Source organism: Staphylococcus sp. LKG3-1, from assembly GCF_048568385.1.
Lineage (GTDB): Bacteria > Bacillota > Bacilli > Staphylococcales > Staphylococcaceae > Staphylococcus > Staphylococcus saprophyticus.
In genome coordinates this window covers 2,533,300-2,553,070 of the sequence record NZ_CP183796.1, presented here as the reverse complement: position 1 = coordinate 2,553,070, position 19,771 = coordinate 2,533,300, and the positions used below count along the sequence as shown (strand labels likewise).

Below are 19,771 nucleotides of genomic sequence, written 5' to 3'. Positions count from 1 at the left end.
GAACAATTTAAGTTAATCATCATTATAAAGTAACACGCCGAGTTCATTCGCTTCGTATGATTTATGTATTTGTCTCAATAAATTCATACTTTTTAAAATGAGCCAGTCGGACTGTGGGCAGTGGCTCTATGGATTGCCTATTAGAACAGCAATATGATACTTCAAATATAAAAGTCTAAGTACCACAGAATAAACGATAAGAACCATTACTTTTTAATTTATTTATTAACTTATTAGGCAGTAATTTGGATCGACTCGAGCATGAAAACACTAGCCGAAGACTACGGGCCGTATCTGTATCCAAGAAAAGCGAGTACAAAAAAGAGCACAAAAAAAACTGCCAACAAAATCGGAGACTTTGTTGGCAGTTTAACACAGATCCTCAATAATCTGCGTTTAGCGCGTGAACTCTTAAATTTTTTATGCTGTATTATTTAGATAAGTTATAGAAAGATTTAAGTCCGTCGAACTTGCCAGTTTCGTATAATTCATCTTCAATGCGTAATAATTGGTTATATTTCGCAATACGGTCAGTTCTTGATAATGAACCTGTTTTAATTTGACCTGCATTTGTAGCAACTGCAATGTCAGAAATTGTAGTATCTTCTGTTTCACCAGAACGGTGAGATACAACTGCTGTGTAGCCAGCTTTTTGAGCCATTTCGATAGCGTCAAATGTTTCAGTTAATGTACCGATTTGGTTAACTTTGATTAAGATTGAGTTACCGATACCTTTTTCAATACCTTCAGATAATTTAACTGTGTTTGTAACGAATAAATCGTCACCAACTAATTGTACTTTATCACCGATACGATCAGTTAATACTTTCCAACCATCCCAGTCATTTTCGTCCATACCGTCTTCGATAGTGATAATTGGGTATTTGTTAACTAATTCTTCAAGGTAATCAACTTGTTCTTCAGCTGAACGTTTCGCACCATTTTCACCTTCGAATTTAGCGTAGTTGTATACACCATCTTCAAAGAATTCAGAAGAAGCACAGTCGAAGCCTAAGAATACATCTTTACCTGGCTCTAAACCAACGGCTTTAATAGCTTCTAAGATTGTTTCAACAGCATCTTCAGTACCTTCGAATTTAGGAGCGAAACCACCTTCGTCACCTACTGCTGTTTCTAAACCACGATTTTTAAGGATTGATTTTAAGTTGTGGAAGATTTCTGCTCCCCAACGTAATGATTCTTTGAATGATTCAGCGCCTACTGGCAACACCATAAATTCTTGGAATGCGATAGGAGCATCAGAGTGAGAACCGCCGTTAACGATGTTCATCATTGGTACTGGTAATTGTTTACCATTAAATCCACCTAGGTATTTGTAAAGTGGTTGTCCTAATAAATCAGCTGCTGCACGAGCTACTGCAATAGAAACACCAAGAATAGCGTTAGCACCTAATTTACCTTTGTTTTCAGTACCGTCTAATTGGATCATCATTTTATCGATTGAAACTTGTTCTAATACTGAAAATTCACCTTCAATAAGCTCTGGTGCAATAATTTCGTTAACGTTGTCAACTGCTTTCGTTACACCTTTACCTAAGTAACGTGATTTATCTCCGTCACGTAATTCTACTGCTTCATGTTCACCAGTAGAAGCACCTGATGGTACTAATGCACGTCCGAATGCACCACTTTCTGTTAATACTTCCACTTCAACTGTTGGGTTACCACGAGAGTCAAGGACTTCGCGAGCGTAAACATCTGTAATAATTGGCATGTTTATAATCTCCTTTATAAATAAGTAGTTTAGAAATATTAAATTTCATCTTCATTATAGCTTTAAATACTATAAATACAAAGTAATTTAATTCTCTTGTGTTGTTTATAAGCAACTAACCATTTTAATGAAAATATCTCAATTTCGAAATCGTTAGCTTCTCAATCTTGCTCAAAGCGATCAAACTTTGATTAGTGATTAATGAGTGATTCACCAGTCATATCTTCTGGTTGATCTACATTTAATAAATCTAATAATGTTGGTGCTAAATCACCAAGACGACCCGTTTCACGTAAAGTAACGCCATCTTTTGTCACAATGACTGGAACTGGGTTTGTCGTATGCGTAGTCATTGGTTGATCATCATCTGTAAGGACCATGTCTGAATTACCGTGATCGGCAGTAATGATTGCATGACCGCCCATTTCAGTAATTTTATCAACAACTTCGCCTAGACATTCGTCCACGGCTTCAATTGCTTTAATTGTTGGTTCTAACATACCACTGTGTCCAACCATGTCTGGGTTAGCAAAGTTTAAAAGAATTAAATCTAAGTCACCTTTATTTAATTCTTCAATTAAAGCATCTTTAACTTCATATGCGCTCATTTCAGGTTTAAGGTCATAGGTTGCGACTTTAGGTGAATCGATTAAACGACGACGTTCACCTTCAAATTCTTCATTACGACCACCACTCATGAAATAAGTCACGTGAGGGAATTTTTCTGTTTCAGCAATACGTAATTGTTTAAGTCCGTTATCTTGTGCAACTTCACCGATTGTATTCGTTAAATCAACTTTTTCAAAAACAATATCTGCATTCACGTTATCATTATATTTAGTAAACGTTGCATAAAATAAGTCGTTGATTTGTTCTACTTTAAAGCCTTCGAATGCTTTATCAGTAAATATTTCAGAAAGTTGTCCAGCTCTGTCAGGACGGAAGTTATAAAAGATGACTGCATCGCCATCATTGACACCTTCGTTTTGGTCTTGGACGATAAATGGTTCAACAAATTCATCTGTTAAATCTTTATCGTAATTCGCTTTGACACCTGCTTTAGCAGATTCGAATGTTGTTCCACCAAAATTGCGGATAGCATTGTATGCTTTTTCTTCTCTGTCCCAACGTTTGTCACGATCCATTGCGTAATAACGACCTGATACAGATGCGAATTGACCAATACCTAGTTCTTTAAACTTCGCTTCAGTTTCTTCAATATATTTTAATGCTGATTTTTGATCAACGTCACGTCCATCTAAAAAGGCATGAACATATACTTTTTCTAAACCTTGTTTTTTAGCTAAATCTAATAACGCGAAAAGGTGTTTGTAATGGCTGTGTACGCCACCATCTGATAATAAACCAAAAACATGTAGCACTGAATCATTTTTCTTAACATGATTGATTGCATTGTTTAATACATCATTTTCAAAGAAATCGCCGTCTTCAATAGATTTATTGATACGCGTTAAACTTTGATAAACGACACGTCCAGCGCCAATGTTCATATGCCCAACTTCTGAATTACCCATTTGACCTTCTGGAAGTCCAACATCTAAACCACTAGCTTCGATTTGAGTAGTTGGATACTTACTGTAATAACGATCAAAGTTAGGTTTATTAGCTAGTTTCACAGCATTACCGTGTTCGCTCTCTCTGTTTGCAAAACCATCTAAAATAATTAATGCAGTTGGTTGTTTAGCCATATTATTTTGCACCTTCTAACAATTGTACAAAATCATCCACTTTAAGTGATGCGCCGCCTACAAGTGCACCATCAATGTCTGATTCTGCCATGTATTCTTTAATGTTGTTAGGTTTCACACTACCACCATATTGAATACGTGTTGCGTCAGCTACAGTTTGACTTGATAATTCTGCAACTGTTTGTCTTACAAATGCACACATTTCATTTGCATCTTTAGCAGTTGATGATTTACCAGTACCGATTGCCCAGATTGGTTCGTAAGCAATCACAAGTTGTTGTAATTGTGCTTCAGATAAACCCTCTACAGCTTTTTTAACTTGGTTGCCAACAACTTCATTAGCTTTACCACTTTCACGCTCTTCATCCGTTTCACCTACACAAACGATTGGTGTCATACCGTGATTGAAAATAGCGTGTGCTTTTTTGTTAATTTCTTCATCTGTTTCATGGAAGATTTCACGACGTTCAGAATGTCCGATAACGACATATTTAACGCCTAGGTCTGCTAATGCAACTGGAGATGTTTCACCAGTGAATGCGCCGTTATCTTCAAAGTAAGCATTTTGAGCACCGATTTGTAAGCCTTGTGCTTTACCATCATTTACTAAAGTAACTAATGCATCTAATTGAATTGTTGGTGCACAAATTACTGATTCTACTTCTTTTGTATCAGGTAATGTTGGTAATTCATTGATAAAATCTTTTGCTTCTTTAACTGTTTTATTCATCTTCCAGTTACCTGCGATAATTGGTTTTCTCATTATATTACACTCCTATTAGTAATTTATGATTAAATGTGTTGCCACTGATAATCATGGATAGCTGTTTTTAGTCGTGCGCTTATTTGTTTGCGATTGCTACTACACCTGGTAGTTCTTTACCTTCAAGGTATTCTAATGATGCACCGCCACCAGTAGAAATGTGACTGAAGTCATCACCATAACCTAATGAAATAGCTGCAGCTGCTGAATCTCCACCACCAATAATTGTATTAGCGTCTTTTAATTCAGCGATTGCTTCACAAACGCCGATTGTACCTTTAGCAAAATTACTTAATTCAAATACGCCCATTGGTCCATTCCATACTACCGTATGCGCACCTTGTAATTGTTCTTTAAATAATTCAACTGATTTTGGTCCAATATCCATAGCTTCTTGGTCTGCTGGGATATCATCAACAGAAACCTCAGTGATTTCAGCGTCATTTGAGAATTCTTTTGCAACTTTACAATCAACTGGTAAGACGATTTGATCGCCTGCACGGTCTAATAATTCTTTTGCAAAATCAACTTTATCTTTTTCTAATAAAGATAAACCAATTTCTTTACCTTGTGCTTTAAAGAACGTATATGACATGCCGCCACCGATCAGTACTTTGTCAGCAATCTTCAATAAGTTTGTGATAACGCCAATTTTGTCAGAAACTTTGGCACCACCTAGAATTGCAACTACAGGTTTATCAGGGTTTTCAACTACGCCACCGATATATTTAATTTCTTTTTCCATTAAGAATCCTGCAACTGTTTCTAAATTAGATGCAATACCCACATTTGAAGCGTGCTCACGATGCGCAGTACCAAATGCATCATTTACAAATACATCGCCAAGTGAAGCCCAGTATTTTCCTAATTCAGGATCATTTTTAGATTCTTTTTTGCCGTCTACATCTTCAAAACGTGTATTTTCAACTAGTAAAACATCGCCTTCATTAAGATCTTTGACAGATTGTTCTAGTGTTTCTCCACGTGTTTCAGGTACAAAAGTAACTTCTTCACCTAATTTTTCTGTTAATGCATTAGCAACAGGTTTTAAAGTTAATGCTGCTTTATCACTTTCTTCTTTCACTTTACCTAGATGTGAAAATAATACAACTTTTCCACCTTGTTCAATGATGTATTTAATTGTTGGTAAAGCTTGAACGATACGGTTGTCGTCAGTGATTTCTCCATCTTTCATCGGCACGTTAAAATCTGCGCGAACAAGTACAGTTTTACCTTTTAATTCTAAGTCAGTTACAATTTTTTTAGCCATGTAAGCTTCCTCCTCTAAATGGAACAACAAATTAAAATAAGCGGAGAAGCGTTGTGCTCCCCGCTTACTCCTAAGCTTATTGTTTAAATTTAACAGCACATTAAAGTTGTTAAATTCATTTTTACATCAAATTATTTAGCTTGAGTTGCTAAGTGTTCTAATGTACGTACTAATTGTGAAGTGTAAGACATTTCGTTATCGTACCAAGCTGCTACTTTAACTAATTGACGGTCGCCAACAGTCATTACACGAGTTTGTGTTGCATCAAATAATGAACCATAAGTCATACCGATTACGTCTGAAGATACGATTTCGTCTTCTGTGTAACCGAATGATTCGTTTGAAGCATTTTTCATTGCAGCATTTACATCTTCAATGCTTACATTTTTTTCTAAAACAACTGTTAATTCAGTTAATGAACCAGTTGCAACAGGAACACGTTGCGCTCCTCCATCTAATTTACCATCAATTTCAGGAATTACTAAGCCAATTGCTTTAGCAGCACCAGTTGAGTTAGGGATGATGTTTTCAGCAGCTGCACGCGCACGACGTTTGTCGCCTTTTCTGTGTGGTGCATCTTGTGTGCTTTGGTCACCAGTGTATGCGTGTATAGTAGTCATGAAACCTTCTACTAAACCGAAGTCATCATTTAACACTTTAGCAACAGGAGCTAATGAGTTAGTAGTACATGAAGCACCTGAAACAACAGTTTCTGAACCGTCTAATTCTTGGTGGTTTGTATTATAAACGATTGTTTTTAAATCGCCTGTAGCTGGTGCAGAGATTAATACTTTTTTAGCACCTGCATTGATGTGTGCTTCTGCTTTTTCTTTATCAGCGAAGAAACCAGTACATTCTAATACAACATCGATGTCTAAGTCTTTCCAAGGTAATTTACTTGGTTCAGGCTCAGAGAATGATTTTACTTCTTGTCCGTTTACGCGGAAACCGTCTTTTTCTACTTCAACTTCTCCTGTGAAGCGTCCTTGCATAGTATCATATTTTAATAAATGAGCTAACATTTCGTCATCTGTTAAATCGTTTACTGCTACTACGTCGATTCCGTCAACGTTTTGAATTCTTCTGAATGCTAAACGACCAATTCTACCAAAACCATTAATTGCTACTTTTACTGCCATTAAAATGGCCTCCTTTAAAAATGATATTTAAAAAGTGTAATCACTTTTTATTACTGTTATTTACGATTGCACTTGCTGCACCTTCGTCTGTAATTAATACAGTGTTTTTTGGAGCAATAGAAAGGTAAGCTTTAATTGCTTCTCCTTTAGATTTACCCCCAGCTACAGCAAATATAAACTTTTTCGATTCAAGGTCTTCTAATTGTAGTCCAATTGTTTTCACTTTATGGACGATATCGCCTTGATCATCGAAATAATATCCAAATGCTTCTCCCGAGGCATTGTGATGTTGAAGTTTTTCTATAACTTCGTTTGGTGATTGACGTCTTCGCGCCATCTTCAGCGCATCACCAATGCCGTGGATTGTAATATTGGATTCTCTAATTTTTTCTAGGGTGTGAATAACTGAAGGCTCTAACATAAGTGTATTGTATGTCGTTTCACTCACATTATCTGGGACATATAATGTCGTATAATCACCATTCGTTTGTTGTGCCATACTCGCTGCAATGGTATTTGCTTGATATACAACATTTTCACCCAGTCCGCCTCTTGCTGGAACAAAGAAAACATCATGTGGCTGTTTATGCATTGCCTCACTCACGTAGGCCATCGTAGACCCACCAGTGACTGCTACAATGGCATGATCATAAAGAACATCTTCAACCAACTGTCCTGCCTGTCGTGATAGTTCGATTTTTACTGCTTTATCAGTTTCAGAATCACCTGGTATCACATAGACGTCTTTAATGTCATATTGTTCCTTAATCAACTGTGAAAGATGATGGTCATCAGAAAAAACATTAAAATAACTATTTAGCTGACGAACAGTTGCTTCACCTTCTTCAGTGATTTCCATGCCTGTTGGCTTAACCTTGATTAGTTCTTGTTGCTTCAATGTGTCTGTTTCTGTACGTAATACACGTTCAGTTAAATCCATATATTCACTTAAGCTACGTCTACCTACGGGTTGGTGCTTAGCAATAGTAGTGAGAATTGAAAAACGTCGATACATTTTTTCAACAAGTTCTGGCACAAGTTTTTGTTGAACTTTTATCAAATCATTCACTACTATCCTCCTCCGTTTCATTATAAAGGGTCAAGTTCCAACCATAGGTTGACTTTTTACGTCCCTAGCGGGACAAAAAAATATAACCTCTTATATCTGCAATAATACTACTATCGATTTGAAATTGCAAGAGAAATACACTTCTCTTAATTTTTACTTATTACCTTTATATATTCTATCGTTCCTCTAAAATGTCTTGCATTGTTGTATTACCCGATTAATCATTTACTAATCATAAATCATTATATTTTCCGATTCTTAAAAATTAGTAACCACCCACTTATGATAGCGGCTTAAATACACTTGTAGAATCATTGCTTCTATTATCTTTAATCTATAAAATAAAAGTATAGATTATCAATTGGGAGGAAAATACATGTCACAGAACGATCATCCAGAAGTCATTGATCCAAACGATCGACGTTATAAAGATGAAGATTATTTCAAAAATCCTAAACAACCAGATCATTCGCATTCAAATCAAACATTTCACTATTCTAAAAACATAGGATGTGGCTGTGGACCTTTTGGTTGTCTTAGCGGTTGTATCACACTCATACTATTATCCTCACTCATTACTTTCTTATTAAATTTCTTATTTTAGTCTGTGTGCTTAAATACTATAAAACAAACCGTATAACACGTGTTTTTAACGATATAAAAATAGGACCTTGAAATCATATGATTAACATCGATTTCGCAGTCCTATTAATTATATTTAGTCATCTTCTGAAGATGACTCGCTTGAGCGTTCATTGGTACTTGAACCATTATTGTTGCTTTGTGCTGATCTTTCTTGTGTATTATTTTGAGAACTTCTTTGTTGAGTGGATGGTTCTGGTTTTTTCTCTTCAGTCGATGGTTCAGATGTTTTTTCTTCCGTTGAAGGTTCAGAAGTTTTCTCCTCGGTTGTTTTTTCTTCTGTTGAAGGCTCACGTGTTTTTTCTTCAGTAGAACGTTCTTCAGTTGTTTTTTCTTCTGTGGTAGCTTCTTTCGTTTTTTCAGGTGATTTTTCTTCTGTTGTACGAGGCTCAGTCGTTGCTGGCTGTTGTGTTTGCTGCGTCTGTTGCGTTTGCTGTGTTTGTTGTTGCGTTTGAACTGTTTGCTGCGTTTGTTGTGTTTGTTGAGACTCTTGTGTAGATTTCTCTTTATCTTTTTTGTCTTTTTCTTCTTTTGTCTTCTGTTTTTCTTTCTTATCTTTTTCTTCTTGTTTCTGATCTGCTAAACGTTCATTCGCTTTGTTTGAATGATCTACAAATGCAAAAATAGCAAAAATTAATCCACCTACTAATAATAATACGATTAATCCACTTACAATTTTCGCAAAACCACTCATTTTCTTGTTGTTCGGATTATGGTTTGGCATATGCTCCCCTCACTTCAATTTATATCATAACATTTGTTTTCATTTATGCGCATGCTTTCAATAACAAATGTATATTTTACACTATTTCATTTATTAATTAAACTCATTAACTATTTTTTAACCTAGATGTTATCTTAACGACATATGTATAGTAAAATACATATATAACTTAAAATTTAATACTATAGTTTAATATTGATCTATAGTAATCTTCGTTTTCAATACTTTTGTAAATTTTTATTATTAATATGAATAAGCTATAACATTAATATAACAGGATGTGTTCTAAAATTGAAAAAGCATGATCCATTTGATGAATTAGTGGAGCAAAAATCATCTCAAAAAAGAGGTCTGCGTCAAATTATGATCGATAACGATCATTACGAATCAAAAGACCGAGATAAAAAGCGGTTCCCCTTCTTTATGATGATTATTATTTTGTTATTCATAGCCACTGGAATAATTTCTATACTTACTTTATAGGGCATAACGACCTTCATATCCTTATAAAATGTTTTGACTTAAATGTAAAAAGATAGTTACACAAAGCAAATTGCGTTAACATATAAATATAGGCCTATACGCAATGCGTACAGGCCATTACTAAAGGGAGTCAAAATTTTACCTTCGTTAGTATATTATGGGGTATACTCGAAATAATTAAGAGATGATTAATTAATATCGAAGGTATCTCAATTATAAAATGAATGCTCTTTATTTTAAATAGTTCTTAATACGAGTAAATGACATATTATTGAACAAACAATGAAAAAATTATGACCTTCAAATGTGATTCGATTGATTCTCTCTAATCATTCCAACATTAGGCATTACTAAATTATGAGGTGATAAAATGAAACATTATTTAATTACAGGTGGTACAGGTATGATAGGATCGCAATTAGTTAAAGCTATCATACAAAGTGATGCGCATATAACGATTTTAACTAGACAGGATATGACTTCATCACACCCTAAGATTTCCTACGTCAATTGGTCTCAATCAAATTGGGAAAATGAAATACCTGATATCGATATCGTCATTAACCTTGCAGGTGCTAGTTTAAATAAACGATGGACTAAATCCTATAAACAAACCATTATGCTAAGTCGTATACAAGCTACACAAGCTTTATTCGAATTATTTCAAAATCGTAAACATAAACCAGAAGTATTATTCAATGCGAGTGCTGTTGGTTACTATAAACCAGACTTATATCGTACGTATACTGAATTATATAAAACACTTCCTTTTGATTTTTTATCGGAAGTCGTATATCAATGGGAAAGAATGGCTCGCCAATTTGAAACGCTTGGTACGCGTGTCGTTATTGGTCGGTTTGGAATGGTCTTGTCTAATGATGGCGGCGCACTACCAATGATGAAATTGCCTTATGACTTTTATCTTGGTGGAAAATTAGGTTCAGGAAGACAATGGTATTCTTGGATTCATATAGATGATTTAGTGAGAGCCTTGCTCCATACTATCAATACGGAAAGTGCACGAGGTGTATTTAACTTTACTGCACCGATTGTAGAACATCAAAACATGTTTGGGTATACACTTGCACGCGTTTCTCATCGCCCTCATCATACATGGGTCCCATCGTTAGCCATTAGATTAGCTTTAGGTCAAATGTCGACTGTTGTGCTCGATACACAAAAAGTAATACCTAATAAATTACAAGCAACTCATTTCAAATTTAAATACCCTGATTTAAAAATCGCACTCGAAGATTTAGTACATTAAGTGAATAGGAAGCGAAATGAATCATGAAGACAGATCGATTAACACATGCCTTATTATTTATCGCTGGATTGTTATTATTAATTAATGGTATCTGTGCTTTTGAACAAAATTTAACTATGCTATTTATATCATCAATATTGGTAATAAGTGGTATCTGTGTAACATTTGTAGCCATTAAATTAATTTGGCACAACTATCGTAGACTTAAAGTTAATAACAATTCATAATGTGAGATAAATAGAAAAGCCAAGCTACTAATTATGTAGCTTGGCTTTTTTAATGAAATTAAATCTTATGATTCTGGTACCATAACTTGGTCAACAAGACCATAGTCTTTAGCTTCTTCAGCTGATAAGAAATTATCACGATCTGTATCTTGCTCAATTTTTTCAATTGATTGACCAGTACGTTCAGCTAAAATTTGGTTTAATTTAGCACGTGTTTTAAGAATATGATTAGCAGCAATTTCAATTTCAGTCGCTTGTCCTTGCGCGCCACCTAATGGTTGGTGAATCATTACTTCAGCGTTTGGTAATGCAAAACGTTTACCTTTTGCACCTGCTGCAAGTAAGAATGACCCCATTGATGCAGCCATACCGATACAAATTGTTTGTACATCTGGTTTGATGTGTTGGATTGTATCGTAAATAGCGAAACCAGCAGTTACACTACCACCTGGTGAATTGATATAAAGATAGATATCTTTTTCTGCATCTTGTGCTTGTAAGAATAATAATTGAGAAACAATAGAGTTTGCTACATTATCATCGATTTGAGAACCTAACATTATAATACGGTCTTTTAATAAACGTGAGTAAATGTCATATGCACGTTCCCCACGGTTTGTTGTTTCAATTACTGTAGGTATTAAATTCATTAATATTGCCTCCTTATTTCTAACTGATAAACTTATTTTAACCTAAAAGTCAAACATGGTCAAAAAATAACGCTCAAAAATTTTATGAAAGTTGAATTATTCTTATTGACCGTTTTCGTTAAGATTTGTACACTTATATTAATGCGTCTTTACCCCCTCGTAGTGTAATGGATAACACGTAAGATTCCGGTTCTTAAGATAGGGGTTCGATTCCCTTCGAGGGGACTAATAAGTAATAAAAGTATACTTTTCAAATTAAAAAGGGAAGATAACCAATATAAAGCGCACACGAGTTCAATCTCATGTATTTTATATTCCTACTTAAGTCATCCCCTACTTGTACAATCAATCAGACCGAGACATCAAAAAATGATTCTCGATCTGATTTTTTCATTTTTTAAAATTCTATTAATAAAAAATGGATTACACTGAGAAATGTAATTTTCCACACTGATTATTATATTAAGTACCAAATTGTCTTAATTATTAAAAATACATCCTTATCTAAATGAGATACTTAAAAATCAATTCTTAATATATACACAAAATTCACGCTTTTTACATTGAGCAATATATAAACATAAAGATAATTAGTAATGCAAAATTCATTTTAAATTTACAATCATTTGATACACTTGTAAAGATTAGATTATTTTACAAAGGGGAAATGAGACATTGGCAGACAAGCAAATTAGTGATGCGCAGTGGATAGAATACCAAGCGCATCAAAATCAACAAAAATCGAAAAAATTAGTAAAGGTTGGTTTTGGGGTTGTGGATCTGGTTGCGGTTGTTTAATTTTGTTAGTAATTATCATTATAGGCATCTCAGCATGTACTGCAAACCTAGGCAACGTAGACACTAATGATAATTCATCAAACAATTCAAACAACAGTAGTGCTTCTAGAGAAGAAAAATCTGCATTAAATAAAGCGAAAACCTATTCGAACGTTATGCACATGTCAAAAGATGGCATCTATAATCAATTAACGTCTGAAGCTGATGGTTTTAAAGAATCAGATGCACAATACGCAGTAGATAATTTAAAAGCGAATTATAAAAAGAATGCTCTCGAAAAAGCTAAAGATTATGCTGATACACAGGATATGTCAAACGATGCAATATACAATAAATTAACATCAGATATTGAACGATTCACGGACGAACAAGCGCAATACGCTATTGATCAATTAGATAAATAGTGAACTTCTAAAGCCCTAATTCAACTTTAATTATTGTTGATGGGACTTAATTAAACTTAACATTAAAGAAACGATATTTCGGTATTGAAACCGAAATATCGTTTTTTTTTGCCTCTTAATTCATATTTATAAAGGTACTGCCTAAAACATCACGTACATCGTGAATCACTAGGAATGCATTTTCATCCACTTCATTTACCAGTTTCTTGACTCTTGTAACTTGTGATTGCGGTACAACGACGTACAACATATGTGTTTCTGACTTTCCATAACCACCTTTACCAGTTAATATGGTTGACCCTCTACCGGTAAACGCATTGATTTTATCACTAATTAAATCACTTTTGCTAGAAATCACTGTAACTGCTTTTTTCGGATTGAAACCTTCGATAATGAAGGACGTGGCACGTTCCGTAACAAATAACATAATAATCGTAAACAGCACATTTTCTAATGGTAGTACCATTAAGAATGAAAGAACAACGAGCGCATCTAGTATAAAAATTCCTTGTGACGTTTTGATCTCGGAATATTTATTTACAATTTTCGCAATGACTGATGTACCACCCAGTGTACTACCAGTAGAAATTACTAGCCCTGCACCGATACCAATCACAGCGCCCCCAAATAAAGAATTAATAACAAAATTATCTACACCTAGATTAATATTTTCAGTTAAATGTAAAAATAGAGACAACGCAGTGTTGGAAATAACGGTGTAGACCGCTACCGTTTTACTTAAAAATTTCCACCCTACAAATACGACAACGGTATTGATAATAAATGAGGTCCACGCTGGCGATAAACCGAATGCATACATAAGAGATAATGATATCCCTACTGTGCCGCCATCACCTAGGTTTGATCCAAGTAAAAAACAGTTTACGCCAATCGCATTTATGAATGTACCAATTAAACAGAATATAATGTTTTTATAATGCTTGTTTATCAAATTTTTCATAAATACCCTCCCTTTTCACTATTTTATTATTATGGTTTATAAATAATATGTTCAATATTCATCAAGTAATGCCTAAATATTAAAAAAGACACCTCCATGAGGCGTCATTAATTGAAATTCATACTTTTCATTATATTAGCATATTTATTTTATGTGTGACTAGAAGAAATTCAATTTACACTTAATTCTTTTTCAAATTAAGAGATAACCATGCAAAACTGATGATACACCTTATGTGCTATAGTTCGATAGGCTCACCGCTTCTTAATTTATCAGCCATCTCATTTAACTTTCTTAATCTATGATTCACACCAGATTTAGATATTTTTCCCGTGGACATCATTTCACCTAATTCTTTTAATGAAACTTCTTGATGCTCAATTCTTAATTTTGCGATCTCACGCAATCTATCTGGAAGGTTGTCTAAACCAATTTCTTTATCAATTAAATGTATACTTTCTACATGTTTCATGGCTGCGCTTACAGTTTTATTTAAATTGGCTGTCTCACAATTAACCAATCGATTCACAGAATTTCTCATATCTCGAACAATACGAACATCTTCAAATTTCAAAAGTGCTTGATAACCACCTATCAAACTTAAAAAATCGGATATTTTTTCTGCTTCTTTTAAGTAAGCAATGCTGCCTTTCTTACGTTCTAGATGTTTTGCATTTAATTCATATGCATTCATTAATTGTGTGATACCTTCAGAATGGTCTTCATATAACGAAAAAACCTCTAAATGATAAGATGACGTTTCTGGATTATTGACAGAACCACCAGCTAGAAAGGCACCTCTCAAATAACTGCGACGCATTTCATCATCATGAATCATAGTTTCATCGATTTCATGGGTAAAGACACCATTTTTTAAAATACCTAAATCATCTAATATTTCTCTGGCTCTTGCCTTAATACGACAAATATAGATATTATTCTTTTTCAATTTCATTTTCTTGCGTACGAGTAGTTCCACTTCCACATTAAACACTTTTTTTATTAACGAATAAATCCGTCTTGCTGTTGTTGCATTTTCGGTTTGAACGTTAATAACAAACTGTTGATTGGATAGACTGAGTGCACCATTCATTCGAATAAGCGCACTGAGCTCTGCTTTTGCATTTTTTTCATCTACTTCAATTCTAGTAAGTTCATTTTTCATATCTGATGCAAAGCTCATGATTCAATCAGTCCCTTCTTATAAGTTTATTGTCTGGCTTATTCGTTATGATCTTTATCTCGATTAAACTCAATTGTCGCCGTTTCTCTCATAGCGATTTCATAGATCATTTTTGAAAGTACTTCAGTGTTATGGCGCACGTAATCTTCTGAAGACACTTCTACTAAATCAGGATGTGTAAAGACTTTAATATTCTGTGCTTCCATATCTGTCGTGTTGCATTTTACAGGTTCTGCATTTTCTTCTCTATAGCGTTCTAATACATTACCGTGAAAATTTTGCGTGCTACAAATAACATAGTTAATACATTTCGCACCCATGTGATCATGGATAGCATTGACATGATCGACAGCAGAATAATTATTCGTTTCACCTGGCTGTGTCATTACATTTGAAACATACAATTTAGGGGCATCTACTTTAAGTAATGCATCTGCGATACCTTTTACGCATAAATTTGAAATGACACTTGTATATAAAGAACCTGGCCCCATAACAATTAAATCTGCCTCTTCAATCGCTTCAACTGCTTCTTCCATCGGTTTTACATCTTCAGGTTCTAAAAATACACGTTCGATTTTTTTATTTTTTTTAGGAATCTTAGACTCGCCATATACGATTTCTCCGTCTTCCATGACTGCACTTAAACGCACACTTGTATTAGTGGACGGAATAACACGACCTCTAATATTTAAAATCTTACTTAATTCTTTAACTGCATGTCCAAAATCATCCGTAATATTCGTTAACGCGGCAATCAGTAAATTGCCAAGCGAATGACCTTCAACTTGGTTTTCTTTAAAACGATATTGGAAAAGTTGTTCTAAAGTTGACTCAGTTTCACTTAATGCAGAAATTACATTTCTTATATCTCCAGGTGCAGGTATATCCATTTCATTTCTTATTTTTCCTGTGCTCCCACCATCATCGGCAACTGTGACAATTGTCGTAATATCTATTGGGTAATCTTTAAGGCCTCGAGCTAAAACGGATAAGCCTGTACCGCCACCTATTAGTACAAGTTTAATTCTTCTCATCTTTATGTTTCACGCCACTTTCAACATGTGCATCCCTGTGATGCACATACACATTGTAATTAAAACTTTCGTTAAGTTCTGCTCCGATACGTTTGGCTAATGCGACTGAACGGTGTTGACCACCAGTACAACCGATTGCGATAACCAGTTGTGATTTACCTTCTTTTTTATATCCTGGTACCATAAATTTCAATAAATCTATTAATTTTTCATAAAATATATTTGTTTCTTTCCATTTCATAACATATTTATAAACCGCTTCATCTTCTCCTGTGAGTGGTCTTAACTCATCAACATAGTGTGGATTCGGTAAAAATCTCACATCGAATACTAAGTCTGCATCCATTTGAATACCATGCTTAAATCCAAAACTCGTTACATTAATGTTAAATGTTTGTACATTGCTCTTATTGAAATAGTCACCAATGCGTTTACGCAATTCTTTTGGTTTCATTTGCGTCGTATCAATCGTATAGTTCGCTAGACTTTTAATTTCTGTTAATAACTCACGTTCTTCATTTATCGATTCTATCAATGAACGTTGTCCATTTCCATTTAACGGATGCGCACGTCTTGTTTCTTTATATCTAGAAATTAAACGCTCATTAGATGCTTCCAAGAACATCATATCCACAATCACATCAGAGTTACTTTTAATTAAATCCATTTCGTGGATTAATGATTTAAACAATTCTTTCCCTCTTAAATCGATTGCAATTGCAACTTTTTGTAATGATGGATTACCTTGCCCCATCAATTCTACAAATTTAGGTAAAAGTATCGGCGGTAAGTTGTCTACACAGAAATAACCGATATCTTCTAGACTTTGAATGACTACAGATTTCCCAGCACCTGATAAACCTGTAACGACTAATAATTCACTTTTTACTATTTCTTTTTCATCCGGTTGCATCTTTTCACACCATTCGTTGATTTATTTAATCATAAAATGTTACTTCGTTGTTAACAGTTCATATTTTAAAGTGATGTGATTCATTTCACTTCAAATAAGTCTAACAATCTTATGCTATCATATTTCATTTTACATGAAAAAGGTCTTAGGTAGTAGCATTATCACTTTAATATTGAAGTTAGCTGTGGCTGCAATTTAACTCCTATAACCATAAGACTTCAATTATAAACATAGATAAATATATATCCTTATGTAAAAAGCTAGAGCACAATGCTTTCAGTTATGTCTGAGCATCATGTTCTAGCTTTAACTAAATTCTATTATACAACACAATCACACGATTGATTATGCTTCTATTGTATCTTTGATGTGTTCAATATATGCGATAGCACTTTGTGCTGCAATACTACCATCACCTGTTGCAGTAACGATTTGACGTAAACCTTTTTCACGTACATCGCCTGCTGCGTAAATACCAGGAATGCTTGTACTCATATCTTCATTCGTTAAGACATAACCGACTTCATTTGTAATACCTAAATCTTGGAAAGGTACTGTCAGTGGTTTCATACCAATATAAATAAATACACCATCCGCATCTAATGTTTGTTCAGAACCATCTTTTGTTGATTCTAATGTGACTGATCCTACTTTACCATCTTTGTCGTTAATTGTTTTTAGTGTGTGGCTCCAGATAAAATCAATTTTTTCATTTTTAAATGCGCGATCTTGTAATATTTTTTGCGCACGTAATTCATCTCTACGGTGTACAATGGTTACGCTATCCGCAAATTTTGTAAGGAATGTGCCTTCCTCAACGGCTGAATCACCGCCACCAATAACAAATAATTTTTTACCTTTAAAGAATGCACCATCACAAACTGCACAATAACTTACACCACGGCCACCAAGTTCTTGTTCACCTGGCACACCAATTTTTTTATATTCTGCACCTGTTGAGATAATAACTGCATGTGCAGTGATTACTTTATTTCCTAGGTTCACTTCTTTATATGCGCCTTTATCTTCGATTGATTTAATGTCACCATATTGATATTGTGCACCAAATTTTTTCGCATGTTCAAACATTTTTGTAGATAAGTCCGGACCTGTTACCATTTCAAATCCTGGAAAGTTTTCAACTTCTTCCGTATTTGCCATTTGTCCACCAGGCATGCCACGTTCTATCATTACAGTACTTAAGTTTGCGCGAGATGCATAAACTGCTGCAGTCATACCTGCTGGGCCTGCACCAATAATTGCAATATCAAAATCCACTTGTTCAGCCATTTTAATTGCCTCCTGTTTATTAATTCAATATGCGAAGTATATATGATTACTTGCATTTTATAAACTTATATGCTCACTAAATAATCTATCGTCTTATTTAAACGGTAAGATGAAATTTTAAACCACTCTAAAACTTGTTGCTTTGTAACTTTGATTTCAGAATGACGAAAATACATATATACAAATGCAGCAACATAATCACTAACATTTGCTAGGTCAACTTTTTCCGAAATAATCGCTTCTGCTTGATCAATCCATACTATAAATAAATCTTCATTATTTTTCAATGCCTCAATATCATAAAGCATTAACATGCCTTTGTGAATAAAATCTAATTTATTTAATTTTAAATCTTGAATTAAATAAGTCAAATAGAGTTTCTCATAATCATTCATAGATTCTAGTACACCCCAAATTTCTTGGGTTAAGAGTACTTCACGACCCTTTAATTGGTTTAATAAAAAGATGCCATATAATCTATGGTGGCTATTATCATTCAACAATAACGGCAATACTTGTTGGTCAAAATACGCTTTGCTCTCTTCAATAACCCAAGGTGCATGGCCAACATCAACTTTAGAAATTTCTTGTAATTTTGTCCAAAAGAATTTACTTTCTTCAAGATTGCCTAAATGATAATGATTATAGCTGAGTGCATTATACATTTGAATCGAAAGGAACTTTCCTCTTCTATAGAGTGGTTGTAGAATCTTTTGCGAAGCTTCATATTGTTTTAAATAACAGAGCACGATACCTAATTTAAATGACTCATCTTCATTCATCGGCATTACTTTGTTTAATATTTTTAAGTAGCGATGATATTTTTCACTATCATTCGTGTTATATAGCAACAATGTATAATGACATAAAGCATGCACATCTGTGTTGTCCTCGCTTAATAAACGTTCAAACATTTCTTTAGCAGTTTCGTATTCGTTTAAATATAAATAACACATTGCTAATAAATTACGTACGACGCGGTGTTCTTGAATGTCAGTACTTTGATTTAAAATAAAATTTCGAGCCTCTGGTAAGCGGCCTTGTGAAAATAAATATTGGAAAATAAGTTGAATCGCAAATAATTTACTTTCTGTCTCTATTTTTTCAGGTGTATGATATGAGACTTCAAACATTTCTTCAAGTTCTTCTTTATAATCCTCATCACCAGATATTGTTACATAGTTAATACCAAATAAAAATGCTTTATTGGCTTCATTCATCGTTATATTTAACTGGCTTAATTGAAAATAACTTTCTTCAACTTCTTCACCTTGTGCAATACTTTCATAAAAAAGATGTTCAGCCTTGCTACCTATACCTAAACTAACTAAACACTCCGAATATTTTACTTTTGTTTCAAAATCCTGAGGTGACATTTCAAGCACTTTAGCGAAGTAAGATGCCGCTTTTTTATATTCTTGTTGATGAAATTTTTGATCACCTAATTTTTTATAAAATTGACTATCTAATTTCATTGGTATTACATTGTCTTTATGCGCCATCCTTC

Annotated in this window: 19 protein-coding genes and 1 tRNA gene; 6 read left to right on the top strand and 14 right to left on the bottom strand. The window is 34.1% G+C overall.

What is annotated here, in order from left to right; all coding sequences use genetic code 11:
- Positions 1-430: 430 nt before the first annotated feature.
- The 6 genes from eno to ACM595_RS12570 form a co-directional block, all read right to left on the bottom strand.
- The gene (eno, locus tag ACM595_RS12595) at positions 431-1,735 is read right to left on the bottom strand and encodes a surface-displayed alpha-enolase (protein WP_011303585.1); all 1,305 of its coding nucleotides are present in this window, start codon (positions 1,733-1,735) and stop codon (positions 431-433) included.
- Positions 1,736-1,926: 191 nt separating this feature from the next.
- Complete coding sequence (gene gpmI, locus ACM595_RS12590) at positions 1,927-3,444, bottom strand: 2,3-bisphosphoglycerate-independent phosphoglycerate mutase (protein ID WP_041079694.1); 1,518 nt, start codon at positions 3,442-3,444, stop codon at positions 1,927-1,929.
- Between the two features lies 1 nt (position 3,445).
- Complete coding sequence (gene tpiA, locus ACM595_RS12585) at positions 3,446-4,207, bottom strand: triose-phosphate isomerase (protein ID WP_041079695.1); 762 nt, start codon at positions 4,205-4,207, stop codon at positions 3,446-3,448.
- Positions 4,208-4,286: 79 nt separating this feature from the next.
- Positions 4,287-5,477, bottom strand: coding sequence for a phosphoglycerate kinase (locus ACM595_RS12580; RefSeq protein ID WP_011303588.1), 1,191 nt, complete (start codon positions 5,475-5,477; stop codon positions 4,287-4,289).
- A 131-nt stretch (positions 5,478-5,608) separates the two neighbouring features.
- On the bottom strand, positions 5,609-6,616 hold the full coding sequence (gene gap / locus ACM595_RS12575) for a type I glyceraldehyde-3-phosphate dehydrogenase (protein WP_011303589.1): 1,008 nt from the start codon (positions 6,614-6,616) through the stop codon (positions 5,609-5,611).
- Between the two features lie 40 nt (positions 6,617-6,656).
- Positions 6,657-7,685: a sugar-binding transcriptional regulator gene (locus ACM595_RS12570; RefSeq protein WP_041079696.1), complete on the bottom strand. Its 1,029-nt coding sequence runs from the start codon at positions 7,683-7,685 to the stop codon at positions 6,657-6,659.
- 376 nt (positions 7,686-8,061) lie between these two features.
- On the opposite strand from ACM595_RS12570, the gene ACM595_RS12565 reads away from it, so the two are divergent.
- Positions 8,062-8,289 (top strand): hypothetical protein, encoded by a 228-nt coding sequence (locus ACM595_RS12565; protein WP_041079697.1) that lies wholly within the window; start codon positions 8,062-8,064, stop codon positions 8,287-8,289.
- 114 nt (positions 8,290-8,403) lie between these two features.
- Here the strand turns inward: ACM595_RS12565 and ACM595_RS12560 are convergent, their stop codons facing one another.
- Positions 8,404-9,051, bottom strand: coding sequence for a DUF4887 domain-containing protein (locus ACM595_RS12560; RefSeq protein WP_041079698.1), 648 nt, complete (start codon positions 9,049-9,051; stop codon positions 8,404-8,406).
- A gap of 853 nt (positions 9,052-9,904) precedes the next feature.
- On the opposite strand from ACM595_RS12560, the gene ACM595_RS12555 reads away from it, so the two are divergent.
- Positions 9,905-10,801 carry a TIGR01777 family oxidoreductase gene (locus ACM595_RS12555; RefSeq protein ID WP_041079700.1) on the top strand — a complete coding sequence of 299 codons (897 nt, stop codon included), beginning with the start codon at positions 9,905-9,907 and terminating at the stop codon, positions 10,799-10,801.
- Positions 10,802-10,824: 23 nt separating this feature from the next.
- On the top strand, positions 10,825-11,028 hold the full coding sequence (locus tag ACM595_RS12550; RefSeq protein WP_041079701.1) for a hypothetical protein: 204 nt from the start codon (positions 10,825-10,827) through the stop codon (positions 11,026-11,028).
- Between the two features lie 65 nt (positions 11,029-11,093).
- Here ACM595_RS12550 and clpP read toward each other — a convergent pair whose 3' ends face one another.
- A complete protein-coding gene (gene clpP / locus ACM595_RS12545) occupies positions 11,094-11,678 on the bottom strand; it encodes an ATP-dependent Clp endopeptidase proteolytic subunit ClpP (protein ID WP_002483889.1) in 585 nt (194 codons plus the stop codon).
- A gap of 153 nt (positions 11,679-11,831) precedes the next feature.
- Here clpP and ACM595_RS12540 point away from each other — a divergent pair.
- The 3 genes from ACM595_RS12540 to ACM595_RS12530 all read left to right on the top strand — a co-directional run bounded on the left by ACM595_RS12540 (position 11,832) and on the right by ACM595_RS12530 (position 12,880).
- A tRNA-Arg gene (locus ACM595_RS12540) sits at positions 11,832-11,903 on the top strand.
- 450 nt (positions 11,904-12,353) lie between these two features.
- On the top strand, positions 12,354-12,476 hold the full coding sequence (locus tag ACM595_RS12535; RefSeq protein WP_306505247.1) for a hypothetical protein: 123 nt from the start codon (positions 12,354-12,356) through the stop codon (positions 12,474-12,476).
- Positions 12,477-12,478: 2 nt separating this feature from the next.
- On the top strand, positions 12,479-12,880 hold the full coding sequence (locus ACM595_RS12530; protein ID WP_309474016.1) for an Ltp family lipoprotein: 402 nt from the start codon (positions 12,479-12,481) through the stop codon (positions 12,878-12,880).
- Positions 12,881-12,995: 115 nt separating this feature from the next.
- Here the strand turns inward: ACM595_RS12530 and ACM595_RS12525 are convergent, their stop codons facing one another.
- The 6 genes from ACM595_RS12525 to ACM595_RS12500 form a co-directional block, all read right to left on the bottom strand.
- Positions 12,996-13,841 (bottom strand): YitT family protein, encoded by an 846-nt coding sequence (locus tag ACM595_RS12525; protein WP_002483891.1) that lies wholly within the window; start codon positions 13,839-13,841, stop codon positions 12,996-12,998.
- Between the two features lie 238 nt (positions 13,842-14,079).
- Complete coding sequence (gene whiA, locus ACM595_RS12520) at positions 14,080-15,024, bottom strand: DNA-binding protein WhiA (protein WP_002483892.1); 945 nt, start codon at positions 15,022-15,024, stop codon at positions 14,080-14,082.
- A 38-nt stretch (positions 15,025-15,062) separates the two neighbouring features.
- Positions 15,063-16,061 (bottom strand): gluconeogenesis factor YvcK family protein, encoded by a 999-nt coding sequence (locus tag ACM595_RS12515; protein WP_002483893.1) that lies wholly within the window; start codon positions 16,059-16,061, stop codon positions 15,063-15,065.
- Entirely contained in the window at positions 16,048-16,974 is a 927-nt protein-coding gene (gene rapZ, locus ACM595_RS12510) for an RNase adapter RapZ (protein ID WP_002483894.1), read from the bottom strand. Before rapZ ends, ACM595_RS12515 begins: the two co-directional genes overlap by 14 nt.
- Before the next feature lie 345 nt (positions 16,975-17,319).
- Complete coding sequence (gene trxB, locus ACM595_RS12505; protein ID WP_002483895.1) at positions 17,320-18,264, bottom strand: thioredoxin-disulfide reductase; 945 nt, start codon at positions 18,262-18,264, stop codon at positions 17,320-17,322.
- Between the two features lie 65 nt (positions 18,265-18,329).
- Positions 18,330-19,766: a tetratricopeptide repeat protein gene (locus tag ACM595_RS12500; RefSeq protein WP_002483896.1), complete on the bottom strand. Its 1,437-nt coding sequence runs from the start codon at positions 19,764-19,766 to the stop codon at positions 18,330-18,332.
- Between the last annotated feature and the right edge of the window lie 5 nt (positions 19,767-19,771).

Excerpts from the sequence above, each read along its gene's own strand:
- eno (WP_011303585.1), bottom strand. The coding sequence starts at position 1,735 with ATGCCAATTATTACAGATGTTTACGCTCGCGAAGTCCTTGACTCTCGT.
- gpmI (WP_041079694.1), bottom strand. The coding sequence starts at position 3,444 with ATGGCTAAACAACCAACTGCATTAATTATTTTAGATGGTTTTGCAAAC.
- tpiA (WP_041079695.1), bottom strand. The coding sequence starts at position 4,207 with ATGAGAAAACCAATTATCGCAGGTAACTGGAAGATGAATAAAACAGTT.
- ACM595_RS12580 (WP_011303588.1), bottom strand. The coding sequence starts at position 5,477 with ATGGCTAAAAAAATTGTAACTGACTTAGAATTAAAAGGTAAAACTGTA.
- gap (WP_011303589.1), bottom strand. The coding sequence starts at position 6,616 with ATGGCAGTAAAAGTAGCAATTAATGGTTTTGGTAGAATTGGTCGTTTA.
- ACM595_RS12565 (WP_041079697.1), top strand. The coding sequence starts at position 8,062 with ATGTCACAGAACGATCATCCAGAAGTCATTGATCCAAACGATCGACGT.
- ACM595_RS12560 (WP_041079698.1), bottom strand. The coding sequence starts at position 9,051 with ATGCCAAACCATAATCCGAACAACAAGAAAATGAGTGGTTTTGCGAAA.
- ACM595_RS12555 (WP_041079700.1), top strand. The coding sequence starts at position 9,905 with ATGAAACATTATTTAATTACAGGTGGTACAGGTATGATAGGATCGCAA.
- ACM595_RS12550 (WP_041079701.1), top strand. The coding sequence starts at position 10,825 with ATGAAGACAGATCGATTAACACATGCCTTATTATTTATCGCTGGATTG.
- clpP (WP_002483889.1), bottom strand. The coding sequence starts at position 11,678 with ATGAATTTAATACCTACAGTAATTGAAACAACAAACCGTGGGGAACGT.
- ACM595_RS12525 (WP_002483891.1), bottom strand. The coding sequence starts at position 13,841 with ATGAAAAATTTGATAAACAAGCATTATAAAAACATTATATTCTGTTTA.
- whiA (WP_002483892.1), bottom strand. The coding sequence starts at position 15,024 with ATGAGCTTTGCATCAGATATGAAAAATGAACTTACTAGAATTGAAGTA.
- ACM595_RS12515 (WP_002483893.1), bottom strand. The coding sequence starts at position 16,061 with ATGAGAAGAATTAAACTTGTACTAATAGGTGGCGGTACAGGCTTATCC.
- rapZ (WP_002483894.1), bottom strand. The coding sequence starts at position 16,974 with ATGCAACCGGATGAAAAAGAAATAGTAAAAAGTGAATTATTAGTCGTT.
- trxB (WP_002483895.1), bottom strand. The coding sequence starts at position 18,264 with ATGGCTGAACAAGTGGATTTTGATATTGCAATTATTGGTGCAGGCCCA.
- ACM595_RS12500 (WP_002483896.1), bottom strand. The coding sequence starts at position 19,766 with ATGGCGCATAAAGACAATGTAATACCAATGAAATTAGATAGTCAATTT.